Consider the following 15,596-nt stretch of genomic DNA (forward strand, 5'->3'; position numbering starts at 1 on the left):
TGTTGATCCTATGAACAACATTACGGATGCCGTAACGCTCCATAACGGCGTCAAAATGCCGCGGCTGGGGTTTGGCGTATATCAGGTTGAGGACGGAAGACAGGTGGAGCAGTCGGTGCTGTCCGCACTCCGCGCGGGCTATCGAAGCATCGATACGGCGGAAGCCTATTTTAATGAAGATGGAGTGGGAAGAGCGATTAGGGCAAGCGGCGTACCTCGGGAAGATTTATTCGTCACGACAAAAGTCTGGAATACCAATCAGGGTTACGAAACGACGCTTCAGGCGTTTGAGAACAGCAGAAAAAGACTCGGACTTGAGTACATCGATCTCTATCTGATCCACTGGCCCGCGAGAGGAAAGTATCTGGAAGCCTGGAGGGCTTTTGAAAAATTATACCGGGAGGGCTATGTTCGCGCCATTGGGGTGTGCAACTGCCATGAACAGCATTTAAACGCGATCATGCAAAATTACGAGACCGTGCCGATGGTCAATCAGGTGGAGCTGCATCCGCTGCTGTCGCAGGAAAGACTGCGCGCTTTTTGCCGGGACAACGGCATTCAAATTGAAGCCTGGGCCCCGCTGATCCGGGGGCAGTTAAATATCCCTCTGCTGTGGGAGCTGGGAAGAAAATACGGCAAGACGTCTGCGCAAATTATCCTCCGCTGGGATTTGCAGCACGGGATTGTGACCATTCCCAAGTCGGTTCATGACAGCCGGATTCGGGAGAATGCCGACGTTTTTGATTTTGAGCTTACCGGGGAAGATATGAAAGCAATCGATGCGCTGAACCGTAATGCCCGCTGGGGGCCGGACCCTGACAACTTCAACTTTTGAGGCAATAGGAAGCATGAATTACGCTACTGATGGAGTTCGCTGAGCGGAAACTCTCCGTGCGACAGCCTCCAATTGTCCACCCAGAGCTTAGTCCGTTCGATGAATTTACTCGTCGCAGGGGAAGCGTGCTTCATGGAAGGGATGACGATTCCGAGCGACCGGGAGCTGGGAGCCTGAAGTTCCAGCATGGAGACATGATGGCCCCGGCTGCTTAGAATCATCTCGGAGATAATACTGATGCCGAGTCCGCTCTCTACCATGGCGATAATGGCATAATCGTCCCCTGCCTCGAACTGAACTCGCGGCTGATGTGGAAGCTTGCTCAGCACGCGTCTGACGTCCTGGTCGCAGCCTTTTGTCGGCATGATGAACGACTCTTGCTCGATCTGCGCATAGGATATGCGCTTGCACCTGCTAAGCGGATGCTGCTTGGGCACGATACAGACCATTCGGTCCAGCCACAGAGGAATGGCCTCGAAGTTGTCCAAAGTCGGCAAGGACATGAAGCCAAAGTCGATCTCCCCGTTTTTTAGCCAGTCTTCGATCTCATCGTAATCGCCGTTAATTAGCTTTACCTCGATGAGCGGATGCTCTTCCCGGAAGCTGCTGATGATTCCCGGCAGCCAGTTGATAGAGACGCTTGAGAATGTGCCGATTCGGATAGTTCCGGCTTCAACCCCCTTAATCGCGGCGATCTCCTGCTTAAGCTGTTCGTCACAGTTCAGCAGACTCCGAATATGCTTCAGCACCCGTTCGCCATTTAACGTCAATCGGACGCCCGTCCGATTGCGGATCAGCAGAACGAAACCGAACTCATCTTCAAGGCTGCTGATAGCATGACTGACCGCGGACTGGGTAAGCCCTAGCGCTTCAGCTGCACGGGTGAGACTCCCCAGCTCAACGATCTTCTGGAAGACTTCGTATTTGATTAAGCTCATAATTCCCGCCTCTTTTTCATGAATATTATTCAACTATATAATTACAAACATTCATTTTATTTATCCTTTATTCAGTTATATACTAACCTTAGATTCGGGATACGTCCAGTGCCGATCCGGAAGGTGGACATTCCTAGCGATATCACCAGAACACAAAGGAGATGGAATGAATGAAGCCTAGAAACGCCGATTTGCTGATGATGCTCGTAACGATGAGTTGGGGCTCGTCTTATCTGTTTATGAAGAACGGACTGGATTCCGTATCCCCGTTCAACCTGGTCGCTCTTCGATTCGGTTTGGCATTTGTGCTGTGTGCGGCCATATGGTTGAAACGGTTGCGTTCGACGGACAAAATAACGCTAATGTATTCCTTCATACTAGGATTTCTCCTGTTTGCCGTATCTGCCTCCGTTATCTTCGGTCTCGGAAGTACTTCGACGTCCAATGCAGGGTTTCTTGCCAGCTTGACGGTAATCTTCGTTCCGGCATTGTCGGCAATTGTACTGAAGCAGAAGCCGGAAGCGAAGCTGATCGTAGGCGCTTGCTCGGCGCTTATCGGTATCGGGCTGCTCACGATCAGCGGTCCGATGAGCGTAAAGGCTGGGGATTTATTGTGCATCCTGGCTGCCATGCTGTACGCTGCCCATATTCTGGTGACGGGAGCGGCGGCGAAGACTGCGGACACTCTGAATCTTGGAATTCTGCAATTAGGATTCGCGGGCGGCTTCGGCTTGTCATTCTCATTCATGTTCGAACATCCCCGGCTCCCTGAGTCAACCGGGGGCTGGGTATCGATCCTGATGCTAAGCGTCGTATGCAGCGCAATCGGCTATATCGTTCAGTCCATAGCGCAAAAATATACCACGCCAGCGCATACGGGACTTGTTTTCTCGATGGAGCCCGTTTTTGCCGCGATATTCGCTTACCTTTTCGCGAACGAACTGCTGCCCCTGAGAGGCTACGTTGGAGCCGCATTGATTCTATTAGGGGTGCTGATGGCCGAGATGAAGCGGAAGAGTGCTGCTCCGGGTGGTATTGGATACGGCAAAGGAGAGGGGGTGTCATGAGTAATTGATTAGTAAGGTATAAGAGGTAAGGTCCTTCCAATTGCTTAATGTAAAGGAGGGGTCTTTTTATGTTGTTTAGGGATAGTGATAAGTATTTAAGAAGCAACATTCTGATAGGTTTATGCCTTTTGATTCGTATTACATAGTAGGTACCGAACAATAGGGTGAGGGAGGGCAGCATTTGTGAAAATAACAGAAGATAATGTTGTACAACAAACTAAAAACCGCAACGAGAGGGCCATTGCATTCATTATTCAAATGTACGGGGGATTACTCACGGCGATTATTAAACGTCATGTACAGAACAGTCAGCTGGATTATGAAGAATGTTTAGATGATGTGCTGCTGGCCATTTGGCATAATATCGACGCATTTGATGAAAGGAAAAATACATTTAAGCAGTGGATTGCCGCCATTGCAAAGTACCGCGCAATTGATTACCAGCGGAGAATGATGAGAAACCGGCAGCAATTTATCAGTACGGAAATATCCGATCATCTATACCAAAAGCAGCCGATATCCCCGAAACAAGATGTGGAGGAAGTGTTAGCTCACTTATCTTCCAAAGAACGGGCCATTTTTGAGAAGTACTATTTAGAGGGGGTATCATCTCGTGAAATAGCACTGCAAATGAATGTGAAGGAGTCCTGGATTCATAACAAGCTCTCACGCGGGCGCAAGAAGCTGAAACAGATTTTTATTCCTAAGAATGAGGTGTGAATCCATGTCAATGTATACAGAGTTAAATGATTTGCAGCTTGATGTATCAGAATATGAGGAAATGCCTTTAACAGAGATTGAACGAAAAAAATGGGAAAAACGTGTATTAATAAAGCTTCATCAACGCAAACATAACTACTCAAAAAAATGGATAGGGCTAGCTGCCGCCCTCCTTCTGGCAATAGGTGTAACCATTCCTCTTGGAAAAGTATCGCTCGCACAGATGCCATTTGTGACGGGACTCATCGAACATTTTATTAATGGAGACAAACCAGCCAATTATTCAGCCTATAAAACAGCAATTGGTGAACCGGCTGTAAATGCATATGGCAAGCTGACACTGAATGAAGTGCTAGTCGATGCGGACAGGCTCCTCATAAGCTCGACATTTGAGCCGGCTAAAGGCGTCTCTTTTGATTATCAAACTTTTTTGTCTCCACATGTCCTTGTCAACGGAGAAGACCTTCAAAAATCAGGAGGAGCACAGTCGATTAAAGTAAATGATGGCATGTATACGATTTATGGGGATATAAAGATGAGTCATTTACCGAATGATGGTCCGCTTCAAATCAAAATCACTTATGATACAATCAGTAAACGTAAAAGGATTGCGATTGAAGAGCCGTGGGTATTTAATATAACGGTGTCAACAAGTCAGTTAGAGAAAGATACAAAAACGTTTACTTTAGGCAAGACCATCACACTCAATAATGGAGAAAAAGTAACGCTTAAAAAGGTGATTGTCACCCCTGTTTCGACATTAATCTATTATGATGCGACAGAGGCATCGGAATCGACTCGTTTCAAACTTATTTCCTCTGGCGGTAAGGAAGTTCCTTTTAGTGAAGGCTATGGCTCTAGCGATATTGGAGACACTTCATATACCCGTTATGCACCGATTGATTTAGAGAAAGAGACCTATTCGCTTATCCCTGTTGATGAGAATGATGAAGAGATAGGGCCTGAAGTTCAAATTCAATAATGAGAAGCGAACGCCGACACATCCTATTGGGAGGTGTTGAAGATGAATGAGCCGGGTTTGGAGAAGGCGATGGACACCCTGCAATATTTGAGCCAGGATTCGGAGGCCAGACGAATGTATGAGGCCAGACAGAAATATTTGCACGATGAAGCTTCCATGATTGAGGGGGCGAAGTCGGCGGGTATTGCGGAAGGAATATATAAAGGAAAAAGAGATGTGGTCAAGAATATGCTCGCTATGGGCTTAGACATTGCTACAATTGCCAAGGCGACGGGTCTTACCCAAAGATGAGATTAAGTCTATAAAGCTTTAATGATGTACCTCTTGTTGAATTTGTGGGTTTATGAGGGTTAATGGGCGAGGCGGCCTTTCTCTCGAGGCGAAAAAACTATGCAGGCGGGTGAAACAGCGTGCACTTGAATGCTCCATTGTCCGCGTTTCTTGAGATAAGGGAGGTTAGATATCCTTCCGGCGGCCAGCGTTTGAGAAGTCTATTGAAATCGCACTAGAAAATAAAAAATTATTGTTGTCCTCTCAGTCAATTCATGTTATATTACTTTTTGTGGCTGTATTATTTTTGTGTTCATACGCGGTCGTGGCGGAATTGGCAGACGCGCACGGTTCAGGTCCGTGTGGGCTAACCCCCCGTGGAGGTTCGAGTCCTCTCGACCGCATACAAGATAGATAAATGACGATGCAGTCCAAGTTACTTAGCAACAGCTCTTCAATTATGAAGAGCCTTTTTCTTTTTTTGGGGACAAAGTTTATTTGGAAGAGAGGTGAGGATATATGATCCAGCCTAATGCGAACGTGAAACAGGGATTCCTTGAAAAATATTTTTCCGGGCAGTCCATGGACTACCGCCAGATGATCTCGCTTTTTATCCCGATTCTGATTGATCAGGCTTTCGTAGTCGGTCTTAATCTTATCAACACGGCTATGATCAGCTCGGCGGGAGTAGCGGCGATCAGCGCGGTGAATATGATCGACTCGATTAACATTTTTTTGCTTAGTGTGTTTATCGCCGTCGCGACAGGCGGAACGGTTGTAGTTGCCCAGTATAAAGGGAGCGGCAACAACGCTATGGTCTCCAAGGCGACAGCCGGCGCCGTATCTTCCGTATCTTTACTGGCACTTGTCGTCGGGTTGTTCGGGGTGCTGTTTCACGGTCCTCTGCTTAACCTGCTGTTCGGCGCGGCGGCGCCGGATGTCATGGCCAATGGCAGGACCTATTTGATCGGCAGCAGCATCTCATTCTTAGGCATTGCGGTTGTGGAAGCGGTGTGCGGGGCCCTTCGGGGGATCGGCAGTACGCGGGCTTCGCTTTTTCTATCGCTGATTATGAATCTGATTTACGTCCTCTTAAATCTCGTATTTATTAATTTGCTGAATATGGGCGTTCTCGGTATGAGCATATCCATTAATATAGCCCGGTATTTGGCGGCGTTTTGCGCCCTGTACTATTTGTTCCGGCTGGACAGCAACCTGCAAATCAAGCTCCGCGACATCCTGTCACTCAATCTATCCATGTTGAAAAAAATTATGTTCATCGGCTTCCCGTTTGCGGCGGAGCAAATGTTCTTTAACGGGGGCAAGATTTTGACCCAAATCTTTATCGTAAGCTTAGGCACGTACGCGATTGCCGCCAATGCGATTGGCGCCGCTTTTGCCGGTGTTATGCAAATTCCCGCGAACGCACTGGCTTTGACTATTATTACCGTGGTCGGTCAATGCATGGGGCGGGGCGATGTTAACGATGCGAGAAAGTTCATTAAATCCTTTATTGTGGCGTCGTCGCTGTCCTTTGTGCTTATGGGATTGTTGATTTTGCCGTTCTTTGGGCCGCTCGTGTCGCTGTTTCACCCCCCTGCTGAAATTGTGGACGATATTTTCTTGATTGTACTTATCAATACGATTCTCCAAATTCCACTCTGGTCTATCAGCTTTATTGTTCCTTCGGGGCTTCGGGCGGCGGGCGATTCCAAGTTTACTTCGATCGTTTCCATGCTGTCCATGTGGCTGTTCCGCGTCGTGCTTGGTTATATTTTGGGCATTGTTCTGGACTTAGGCGTTCTTGGCGTCTGGCTTGCGATGGACTGTGAATGGGCTGTGCGGGGCGGGATTTTTCTCAAACGGTTCCTCGGCAAAAAATGGTATCAGCACCGCCTTATTTAACAGGCAGAACGCCAGTCTCAATGTCAGCAGAGTGTTCCCTTCTATTAAGTTCGAAAGAGATTCATTGCCAGCGTAGAGGTGTTGCCTTATTATGGATGTAACAAATCGTCTATAGGAGGTACACGAATGACGCATATCATTTTCTATACCAAGCCCGGTTGTATGGGAGCCGTCCGTCAAAAGGCGCTGCTGGAAAGTTACGGTCATACTCTGGAGGAACGGTCGCTGCTGAGTACGGAATGGACACCCGAGAAGCTGGAGCCCTATCTTGCAGGCTTGGAGCTGAAAGAGTGGTTCAATCCGAACGCCCCTGCGGTCAAATCGGGCCAGGTCATTCCGGGGGCTCTTTCCCGGGAAGAGACGCTCGACTTGTTATGCACCGACCCCATCTTGATTAAGCGCCCGCTCATGAATATCGGGGATCAAGTTCTTGCAGGTTTCGATGCGGAACATCTAAAGCAGATTGGTCTTTGTGAAGTTCCCTCCGGTTACAATACAGGATGCCACAGCCAGGATCAAGGCGGCACCTGCGCTTCCGGATCGTAAACAAGCTTTGCCAGGATTTTATAGTGACGCTGTGATGAGAGTGCCTTAACAGGCGCTCTCTTTTTATTTTGCCAGCTGATTTTCGCTGCATTACCGGTGGCCTGGGCCTGCTATTTCAATGTTAACTTAGCTCCCGTAGTTTCGAAATGTTTGTTGAACAGCCTTGGTATTCTACTAGACAGGCAGTATAGTGTTGTTAATATGCCGACACTTACAGTAGGAGGGGGATGCGAATGTCGAACAGGATTGCGATAGGCAGCAGCGACGGGCAATGGATTGACCAGCATTTCGGCAGCTGCGAACAGTTTATGATTTATGATGTATCCGCGGAGGGCGAGTGGATACTCGCGGAAGTCCGCAAGACAGGAAGTGACGGCTTCACGGGCAGGCACAGCCAGGAGCAGTTAAACAAAATAATCGGCCTTTTATCCGATTGCAGCACAGTGCTTGTCAGCCGGATCGGCATGGGGGTAGGAGAGGAGCTTAAGGAGCGCGGGATTGCGTTCAGCACCGATTATATCTCGCTTAAGCATGCGCAGGAGAAGCTTATTACCACCTGATCCTTCGCTGCTGGAGCTGTTAACAATACACTTGGGATGCTATCAAAAAGTTGGTCAGTAACGAAACCAACCCGCCCTAACAGCGGGTTGGTTGTTTTTTTACTCTCTATCTCCCACCTCACTTGTTACCCGCAGTCCCTGTGAGCACGGACGCTCTAGGCAGCAGTTCGTTGTAAATCCCAAGCATTTCTTCCGCCACGCGTCCCACGCGGTAGTAGTCCAGTCCTGCACATGCCCGGGTGCGGTAGCGCTGGCGCTTGGCCTCATTGGAGAGGAGCTCCCCGATTGCTGCGGAGAGCGCCTTGGCGTCCCGAGGCGGAACGAGGATTCCCGCTTCTCCATGATCCAGTGCTTCAGGGATGCCGTCCACATCAGTGGCGACGATGGCGCAGCCCGATTCCCGGGCTTCGATCAGGACAAGCCCGAACGGTTCTTTATGGGAAGCCAGGACGAATACATCTGCGGCTTTCATCCATCGGCGGCTCTCGGCCTGGAAGCCTGCGAACCGGATTCTGCCGGAAAAAGGCGAGGCGGCAGCCCGCTCCTCGAACTTGGCCCGGTCCGGCCCGTCGCCTACAATATAGAGTCTTGCTTCCGGATGGTCGCCAGCAAGAAGATCGAAGGCGTCAATGAGATCGGAGATCCCTTTGCGCTCGTACATGCCGGCAACCGTGATGATAGCTTGCCCTTCCAAGGGGATAGGACCGGAATCGGAATCGCGCGGGCTTCCGATGGTGCCGTTCAGAATGACGCGAAGCTTGTCCTTGCCGACACCCCGGCCCGCCATGGCACTATAAACCGCCTGGCTGACGGCGATCACTCTGTCGCCAACCTTCATGTAGTCGGCGCTTTTTTGGAACTCGTTATGAACATGAGTCACGACCTTATATTTGCGGAAGCCTTTCAGATAGCGGGCGAGTATCGCGCCGGTCATCATATGCGCATGAATGATATCGGGTGAGAAGTCCGCGACCATCCGTCTGAAATCAAAAACAGCCCGCATTAGCTGAGCGGGCTTTCTTGTCTGGTCCAGATAGTAATGCCGGATGTTGTACCTGGCAATAAGCTCTTCATACTGTCCGCCCGCCGATACGATGCACACCTGATGATTTCTCGCTGCTTGTTCACAAGCCAAGTCGACCATAACGTTGACGATTCCATTACCCGATTCCTTCACATGATTGGCGATATGAAGAATTCGCACGAGGGTCCCCCTCCTTTATACTGGGCGTTTCTCGCTTTCAATGACATAGACCGGCTTCTCACGTTTTTTTTCCCGGCCGTAAAGTTCATAGAGCTTGATTTCCTTGAGAAACTCGTAATACATCCAGAAAAAGGCGACGCTGAAGCCGGCAATCCCTTTCGTAATCATTTTGCGGACGAACAGGGTATAGATCAGCTTGGCGGGCGGCCTGAACAGAAGTCTCATCAGACTAAAGCTTTTTCTTCGGTCATAATCTTTTCGCGCTTCAAGATCGGTGTACTTGTTGAAACGCTGTACATGGTCCTGAATGCTGCGGTAGCCGTGATGCCAGAGTGTGCCATCCAAACAAGGTACTGCGGCGGGATCGACATCCGGGCCTTCGTGAACGAGGACGTCCTTCATCCGCACTTCGTCTTTTTTGTACAGCCTCACGAGATGCTCGCCCTTGGGCATCCACTTGCCGAGAAAATCGCCGATCCGGTAGACCGTATAGGCTTTTACCTCATTCTCTGGCTCATTTTTCCAGCCTAGCAGCGACTTCTGAAGCTCTTCGCTAACCTCCTCATCCGAGTCGATAAAAAAGATCCAGTTGCTGGGAGCCTGATCCGCCCCGAATATGCGCTGTTTGGCATATCCCGGCCAGGGATTAAGGTAGACGCTGCAGCCGAGCCGCTTCGCAATGAGGACCGTTCCGTCGGTGCTGCCTCCATCGACGACGACGATGTCGTCCGCAAAGGGACGGCAGGAGAGAATGGCCTGCTCAATCTTCTCTTCCTCGTTCTGTGTGATAATCACAACGGACAATCGTTTGCTGTCAGTCAATGTTTAGTTCACCTCTTTTTTTGGGGGTTGCTCCGCTATCTTTAGTTTCCCGGGTTCACCGCTTCACTTCTTATAATTCCAGAGAATAATAGTTTTAGGTTTAGTTTAATCCCAAAGTTAAACTAGTGTATATACCTCAATAGTTCACCATATATTCATCCCTTTGAATGAGTGCGTGAATGCCGGATTTGCCTATCGGTCCGTGAAGTCGGCCCAAACACAAATTTGTAACAATATAATAGAAATATTCAGGATGTATGAACAACAATATTGACGCAGCAAAAGCAAAACAATATAATCCTATCAAGTAACTCGGAATTATAAATTTTGGTCCAAATTATGAGCAATCCTTAAATAAAGTTGAGCGGACAGCCGCAGGCCGTATTCTTTCTTCTTCCAAAGGAAAGAAACGGCCTTTTGTGTTTAACGAAAGGCCTGCGCCGCAGCTTTATCTTAATTTAATGAGAGGAGTAATGCAGATGTCCCGCTATCCATTGATCTCCACGGACGCGATAACCGATGCTTCCTCAGAGGAGAATGCCCAGCAGTCGATCATTTCGATCCGGAGGCTCGGCAAATCTTTTCTATCCGGCAGCGGCAAGGGGGCAGTTCGCTATCAGGTGCTGAAAGATGTCGATCTGAACATTCAGAGGGGGGAGTTCTTTATCCTTCTCGGTCCCAGCGGCTGCGGCAAGTCCACACTGCTTAACCTGATCGCCGGTTTTGAGAAGCAGACCGAAGGCGAATTGCTTGTGGACGGAAAGAGCATTGACCGGCCTGGAAAAGAGCGGGCCATGGTCTTCCAGCATCCGGATGCTTCCCTGTTCCCTTGGCTGAATGTCCGGGAGAACATCGAATTCGGCCTGCGTATGCAGGGAGTGAGCCGTGGGGAACGCAAGGCCGTCTCCGACCGGTACATCGAACTGGCGGGCCTAACGGGACATGAGCGTAAATTTCCTCGTGAGCTATCGGGTGGCATGAAGCAGCGGGTTCAGATCGCAAGGGTGCTCGCGAATGACCCGGAGCTTTTGCTGATGGATGAACCTCTGGGGGCTCTGGATGCGTTCACCCGCAGAATAATGCAGGATGAACTGGTGCGGATATGGACGGAGACCAAGAAGACGGTCATTTTTGTAACGCATGATATTCAGGAGGCGGTGCTGCTCGGGGGCCGCATCGGCATTATGTCCATAGGTCCGGAGTCGCGCGTATTCGAAATTATGGATAACCGTCTTGAGTATCCCCGTGATATAACCTCGCGGGAATTCAATTTAATGCAGAAAAAGCTGCAAAGTATCTTCCAGGACGATCTGTATTTTCATTTATAAGCCACTCTGAAAGGAGACAACAATACGATGCGTTTTGTTCGGAAAGGATTGAAGACGGGGCTTATTTCCTGGCTGTTGTTCCTGATCGTGTGGCAGCTGGTGGCCATGAACTCGAATCCGGACTATTTCCCCACTCCGATCCAGACCTTGCAGGGGGCGGTGGAATTGTTCACGGACAATTCACTGATCTCTTACGTCTTGATCAGCTTTAAGCGGGTAGTGCTCGGATGGCTGCTGGGCAGTCTGCTGGGCATTCCGGCGGGCCTCTTGATTGGCAGGTTCAGATGGCTGCGGGAACTGGTCGAGCCTTATCTGAACTTCTTCCGGTTCATTCCGGCGCTGGCTTTTATAACGCTGTTTATACTGTGGTTTGGGATCGGAGAGCAGTCAAAAGTCATTCTTATCATGTATGCGACGCTGTTCATTGTAGTGTTGAACACGGCGGCGGGCGTAGTGAATGTGGAGGATGACAAAATCCGGTCGGCACGGTCGCTGGGCGCCTCGGAGCGGCAGATTTTGATTCATGTGATTATTCCCGCTGTCGTTCCCGCCTTTTTCAACGGGGTCCGGCTGGCTATGGGGAATTCATTCATGGCCATTGTCGGGGCGGAGATGATAGCCGCCAATGAGGGAGTCGGTTATCTGATCTGGACCTCGCGGCTTTATTCCAAGACGGACTGGATCTTCGTCGGACTTCTGCTGCTGGGACTAATGGGCTTTGCTGGGGACCAGCTGCTGCGCTGGATGGGGAAGACCACGCTGGGGCGCTATGGAATTGCCAAAGAAACAAGGTTTGGAAAGTAAAAAGGTTTGGAAAGCAAATTTGAAAAGTAATCAATGGGGGGACTAGACAAGTGAAAAGCAAGCAAAGTCGGGTATGGAAAGCAGTCGCTGGAGCAATGTTGTTGACGGGGATACTAATCTCGCTTGCGGGCTGCGGAGATGCCAAGGCGGAGACGAAGGAAGCTTCGGACGCTCCCGCTCTGCAGAAGGTGCGCATTGGGGGAGACTCCGCAATATTCTCGCTGCAATTTCGGGTAGCCAAGGCGGAGGGATTCTTTGAAAAGAACGGAATTGATGCCGAAATATCGACATTTTCCTTCGGTATTGACACGCTCAATGCGGTGCTGACCGACCGGGTGGACGTCGGGGAAGCGATGGATTATGCGGCGCTCAGCGCGCTTTCCAAGGGGGATCTAAAGGTGCTGTCCTTGTTCTCCTCGCCGAAAGCGACCAGTTCGAAGCTGTACGCCAGAGACGGAATCAGTAGGCCCGAGGATCTGATTGGCAAGAAGCTGGGCGTACAAAAGGGAACAGTGAACGAATACATTTGGGGCAAGTATTTTGAGACGTTCCATATCGACAAGAAGGATGTTACTCTCGTCCCGCTGCAATCCACGGCGGAGATCCTTGCCGCCTATGACAGAGGCGATATACAGGCTGCCTGGTTCGGCACCGCGTTCTTCGATAAGGCGGAGAAGGTGGAGGGCTCCAAAGCGCTTAATGATCAATCCGCAATCAACATCCGGACAAAGGGATTTTTGGTCGCGAAAGATTCCCTGATTAAGGATAAGCCTCAAATCTCGGCGGGACTGAACAAGGCGCTGGCGGAGGCGTCCCAGTATATTACCGACCATCCGGAAGAGGCTGCCGAACTGGCATTCAAAGAGGTGAAAATTCCAAAGGATAACGCTCTGCGGGAAATTAAGAATGAATGGGAATTTGATGTCCGTTTCAACCAGGAGGATTACGACCAGTTGAAAGAGATCAAGGAATGGAGCGTTGCCAACGGCTATATCGAGCAGGATTTCAAGCTTGACGACAAGCTGGCCCTGGAAGGATTAAAGGAAGCTTTCCCGGATAAAGTGACTATTCAATAAAAAATAAAGGAGATGCATACAAATGAGCGATTTGAAAAACCGGCTGCATGAGGAGCTCGCCATCAAGAATGCTTGTCAGGTTGAGGGGATAAACGCCGATCCCGCCATCTTTGAAGGGGCAGGGCTGGGTGACAAATACCAGGAACAAATCCAGACGCTGTTTGATTACAATCTGCATAACCATACGGGTGTTGTTCTGCCGGTCTGCTTCTATACACCGGGGGGACTGCGGGTGGCCTACCGCTGGAATGACCGCTCTCCTTACAAGCTGCGTAGAGAGGGAAACCAGTTCATACTGTACCATGAGCGAAAGGAACTGTTTCCGGTACGCCTCAAGAAGCGCCCTCATTACTACGGTCTGAAAACATCGGACGGGGCCAATATGAATCAGGTTGCGACTCACAACGGGGAAGGCGCTATCTTCGTCTCATACAGCAATGAGTGCTTCCTGAAGGAAACCGGGCATGACTGCAAATATTGCAATATCAACTATACGCATGATACGTATGGGGAAGAGCATGGCGTAAGCTGGAAATACCCGCGCCAGATTGGCGAAACCGCTGCGGTCGCTTACAAAGAGGGAGCGAAGCATATTACAATCAGCGGAGGATTTATCCCCGAGCGGCGGGAGATTGATTATTACTTCGACGTGGCGGAGGCGATTCAGGAGCATACCGGGCTTCAGGACTTCAACGGTACGGCCGTAATCGGCGCGCCGCTGGATCTTAGCATCCTTGAGCGTTACAAAGATGCCGGCTACCGTACGATAGCCATGAATCTCGAGATATGGGACAAAAATATTTTTAATTCGGTCTGCCCCGGAAAGGTGATTCACTGCGGCGGCTGGGATCATTGGGTGAAAGCGCTGGAACGGGCTGCGGTCGTCTTCGGGCATGGCCGTGTCCGCTCCAACTTTGTCGGCGGTATGGAGACGAAGAAATCAACGCTGGAAGGTGTGAAATATCTTGCTTCCCAGGGGGTAATCGCCTATGCTGGGGCCTGGATTCCGAATCTCGGTTCGGAATATGAGGGCCACCGGTCGCCGCTTCCGGAATGGCATCTGGACGTTGCGTACAAAATCGTTGATATTTTCCGCAGCGCCGGGTTTACCTATGAGCAGTTGTATGATTCCAGCGCCTCGGCTGACGGAATATGGAATGATATTTACAAGATTGAGGAGGAGCGGCTGCCGATATTCAAGAGTGAACCTTCGGTTGTCTGATTTTTGCAGGAACAAAGGAATAGGGAGCAGGATACCGGCATGAGGCTGGGTGAGTATAAAAGCCAAGAGGCGGAAGGACCAATAGGTTCGGCTGCTCCCCTCACACTTTGACACATATGAATTGTTCTCTAAGGCGTACTGTCTTTTCGGCAGTATGCCTTATTTTGTAAGCTATTATGAATCAAGTAACACAATGGCATTTCCCATGCAAAGATATTAAACAGTAGGCGAGGGGATACGGGAGACGGTCCGTTATTCAGAGAATCCAGGTGCGATGATGAAGCGGATCATGCAGAAAGCCTGAAATTGCGGCTAGGCCCCCTAAATCCGGAGTCATGCCCTACAATTAACAAGCGTTCGTAAAATAACTCTTTATTTCGAGGGTTTACATGGCTTTATGAAATTCCGAGGAGTCCTCCAGCGTCGTGACCCATTCGGAAAACTTCGCAGGAGGCATTAACTTCAAGCTGCCATGCATCTTGCGGTTGTTGTAGAAGTCCATGTATTGATCAAGGGCCTCGTAGGCTTCCTCGAAGGTCCTGAACTCTCTTTTGCTGAACAGATCGCGTTCCAATATGCTATGAAAGGATTCAATGTATGCATTCATATTCGGTGTCCGCGGCGGGATGCGTTCGTGAATCATGTCCAGGCTTTCACATGTATCTCCAAATAACTTGCTGACGAATTGCGGCCCGTTGTCCGTTCGAATCACGGGCATGGCTTCTCCGGATTGGAGACGACTCTGTAGCGCCCGCCATAGGGTTTGGACCGCATGTTTGGCCTCACATACGGGTCCTCTGTACTGCTGGACCACGACACGGTCAAATACATCAATGATACTAAGCACGAAAAAGAAACGTTCCTGGCCGATGATATAGCCGTACTTAATATCCATTTGCCACAACTGGTTGGACCCGGTGACAACCCGGTTTTTAGGGAGCCGGCGTGGATGTGAAGGGAGGCGCTTACGGGATTGCCTCAGAATCCCTAGATCTTTACACAAGCGATACGCTTTCTTCTTGTTCAGCTTTACGCTGTACCGGTTACGAATACATTGCGCAAGAAGTTTGTAGCCATAGACATGCTCTTCGCCTTCGAGGAGTTCAAGCAGCCATTCCTTGATTTGTTCGTCACTGACTTTCTCTCCCGTAACCGTAAAGGAGTAGCCCGGTACCGGACGTCCTATCTGGCCTTCTGGTGGGCGTTTTGTTGCCGGACGGGTAGCTCGTTTTTTGCGATCATAGTACGTCGATTCAGATAATCCAAGGATGCGCAGAACCCATGCCACCGGTTCCCCCCGCTTAATAAATAGGTCTG

15 protein-coding genes, 1 tRNA gene and 1 pseudogene are annotated in these 15,596 nt (G+C 49.9%); 13 read left to right on the forward strand and 4 right to left on the reverse strand.

Annotated features, from left to right (window positions below; all coding sequences use genetic code 11):
• Positions 1-10 precede the first annotated feature (10 nt).
• On the forward strand, positions 11-835 hold the full coding sequence (locus KP014_RS04320) for an aldo/keto reductase (protein WP_036604408.1): 825 nt from the start codon (positions 11-13) through the stop codon (positions 833-835).
• 23 nt (positions 836-858) lie between these two features.
• Here KP014_RS04320 and KP014_RS04325 read toward each other — a convergent pair whose 3' ends face one another.
• Entirely contained in the window at positions 859-1,773 is a 915-nt protein-coding gene (locus tag KP014_RS04325; protein WP_051500658.1) for a LysR family transcriptional regulator, read from the reverse strand.
• Positions 1,774-1,943: 170 nt separating this feature from the next.
• Here KP014_RS04325 and KP014_RS04330 point away from each other — a divergent pair, with 170 nt between their 5' ends.
• The 8 genes and pseudogenes from KP014_RS04330 (at position 1,944) to KP014_RS04365 (ending at position 7,823) form a co-directional block, all read left to right on the forward strand.
• Complete coding sequence (locus KP014_RS04330) at positions 1,944-2,840, forward strand: DMT family transporter (RefSeq protein ID WP_051500657.1); 897 nt, start codon at positions 1,944-1,946, stop codon at positions 2,838-2,840.
• A gap of 183 nt (positions 2,841-3,023) precedes the next feature.
• The gene (locus tag KP014_RS04335) at positions 3,024-3,560 is read left to right on the forward strand and encodes a sigma-70 family RNA polymerase sigma factor (RefSeq protein WP_036604406.1); all 537 of its coding nucleotides are present in this window, start codon (positions 3,024-3,026) and stop codon (positions 3,558-3,560) included.
• A gap of 4 nt (positions 3,561-3,564) precedes the next feature.
• Positions 3,565-4,542, forward strand: a complete 978-nt coding sequence (locus tag KP014_RS04340; RefSeq protein WP_036604404.1) for a DUF4179 domain-containing protein — start codon at positions 3,565-3,567, stop codon at positions 4,540-4,542.
• Between the two features lie 12 nt (positions 4,543-4,554).
• Positions 4,555-4,855 (forward strand): annotated as a pseudogene (locus KP014_RS04345) (Rpn family recombination-promoting nuclease/putative transposase); the annotation flags it as partial.
• A 276-nt stretch (positions 4,856-5,131) separates the two neighbouring features.
• Positions 5,132-5,216: transfer RNA gene (locus KP014_RS04350), tRNA-Leu, on the forward strand.
• A 115-nt stretch (positions 5,217-5,331) separates the two neighbouring features.
• Complete coding sequence (locus KP014_RS04355; protein WP_036598382.1) at positions 5,332-6,717, forward strand: MATE family efflux transporter; 1,386 nt, start codon at positions 5,332-5,334, stop codon at positions 6,715-6,717.
• Positions 6,718-6,843: 126 nt separating this feature from the next.
• Entirely contained in the window at positions 6,844-7,263 is a 420-nt protein-coding gene (locus tag KP014_RS04360; protein ID WP_036598380.1) for an ArsC/Spx/MgsR family protein, read from the forward strand.
• A 233-nt stretch (positions 7,264-7,496) separates the two neighbouring features.
• On the forward strand, positions 7,497-7,823 hold the full coding sequence (locus tag KP014_RS04365; protein WP_051500318.1) for a NifB/NifX family molybdenum-iron cluster-binding protein: 327 nt from the start codon (positions 7,497-7,499) through the stop codon (positions 7,821-7,823).
• A 118-nt stretch (positions 7,824-7,941) separates the two neighbouring features.
• Here KP014_RS04365 and KP014_RS04370 read toward each other — a convergent pair whose 3' ends face one another.
• On the reverse strand, positions 7,942-9,027 hold the full coding sequence (locus tag KP014_RS04370; RefSeq protein WP_036598378.1) for a glycosyltransferase family 4 protein: 1,086 nt from the start codon (positions 9,025-9,027) through the stop codon (positions 7,942-7,944).
• A 15-nt stretch (positions 9,028-9,042) separates the two neighbouring features.
• On the reverse strand, positions 9,043-9,849 hold the full coding sequence (locus KP014_RS04375; RefSeq protein ID WP_051500317.1) for a glycosyltransferase family 2 protein: 807 nt from the start codon (positions 9,847-9,849) through the stop codon (positions 9,043-9,045).
• 479 nt (positions 9,850-10,328) lie between these two features.
• Here KP014_RS04375 and KP014_RS04380 point away from each other — a divergent pair, with 479 nt between their 5' ends.
• The 4 genes from KP014_RS04380 to KP014_RS04395 are packed head-to-tail and all read left to right on the forward strand — an operon-like array spanning position 10,329 to position 14,279.
• A complete protein-coding gene (locus KP014_RS04380; protein WP_051500316.1) occupies positions 10,329-11,177 on the forward strand; it encodes an ABC transporter ATP-binding protein in 849 nt (282 codons plus the stop codon).
• 27 nt (positions 11,178-11,204) lie between these two features.
• The gene (locus tag KP014_RS04385) at positions 11,205-11,981 is read left to right on the forward strand and encodes an ABC transporter permease (RefSeq protein WP_036598376.1); all 777 of its coding nucleotides are present in this window, start codon (positions 11,205-11,207) and stop codon (positions 11,979-11,981) included.
• A 50-nt stretch (positions 11,982-12,031) separates the two neighbouring features.
• Positions 12,032-13,057: an ABC transporter substrate-binding protein gene (locus KP014_RS04390; RefSeq protein WP_036598375.1), complete on the forward strand. Its 1,026-nt coding sequence runs from the start codon at positions 12,032-12,034 to the stop codon at positions 13,055-13,057.
• A 22-nt stretch (positions 13,058-13,079) separates the two neighbouring features.
• Positions 13,080-14,279, forward strand: coding sequence for a radical SAM protein (locus KP014_RS04395; protein ID WP_036598374.1), 1,200 nt, complete (start codon positions 13,080-13,082; stop codon positions 14,277-14,279).
• 385 nt (positions 14,280-14,664) lie between these two features.
• On the opposite strand, the gene KP014_RS04400 is transcribed toward KP014_RS04395, so the two are convergent.
• The gene (locus tag KP014_RS04400) at positions 14,665-15,585 is read right to left on the reverse strand and encodes an IS3 family transposase (RefSeq protein WP_139210598.1); all 921 of its coding nucleotides are present in this window, start codon (positions 15,583-15,585) and stop codon (positions 14,665-14,667) included.
• Positions 15,586-15,596 lie beyond the last annotated feature (11 nt).

The organism is Paenibacillus sophorae, from assembly GCF_018966525.1.
Taxonomy (GTDB): Bacteria; Bacillota; Bacilli; order Paenibacillales; family Paenibacillaceae; genus Paenibacillus_AQ; species Paenibacillus_AQ sophorae.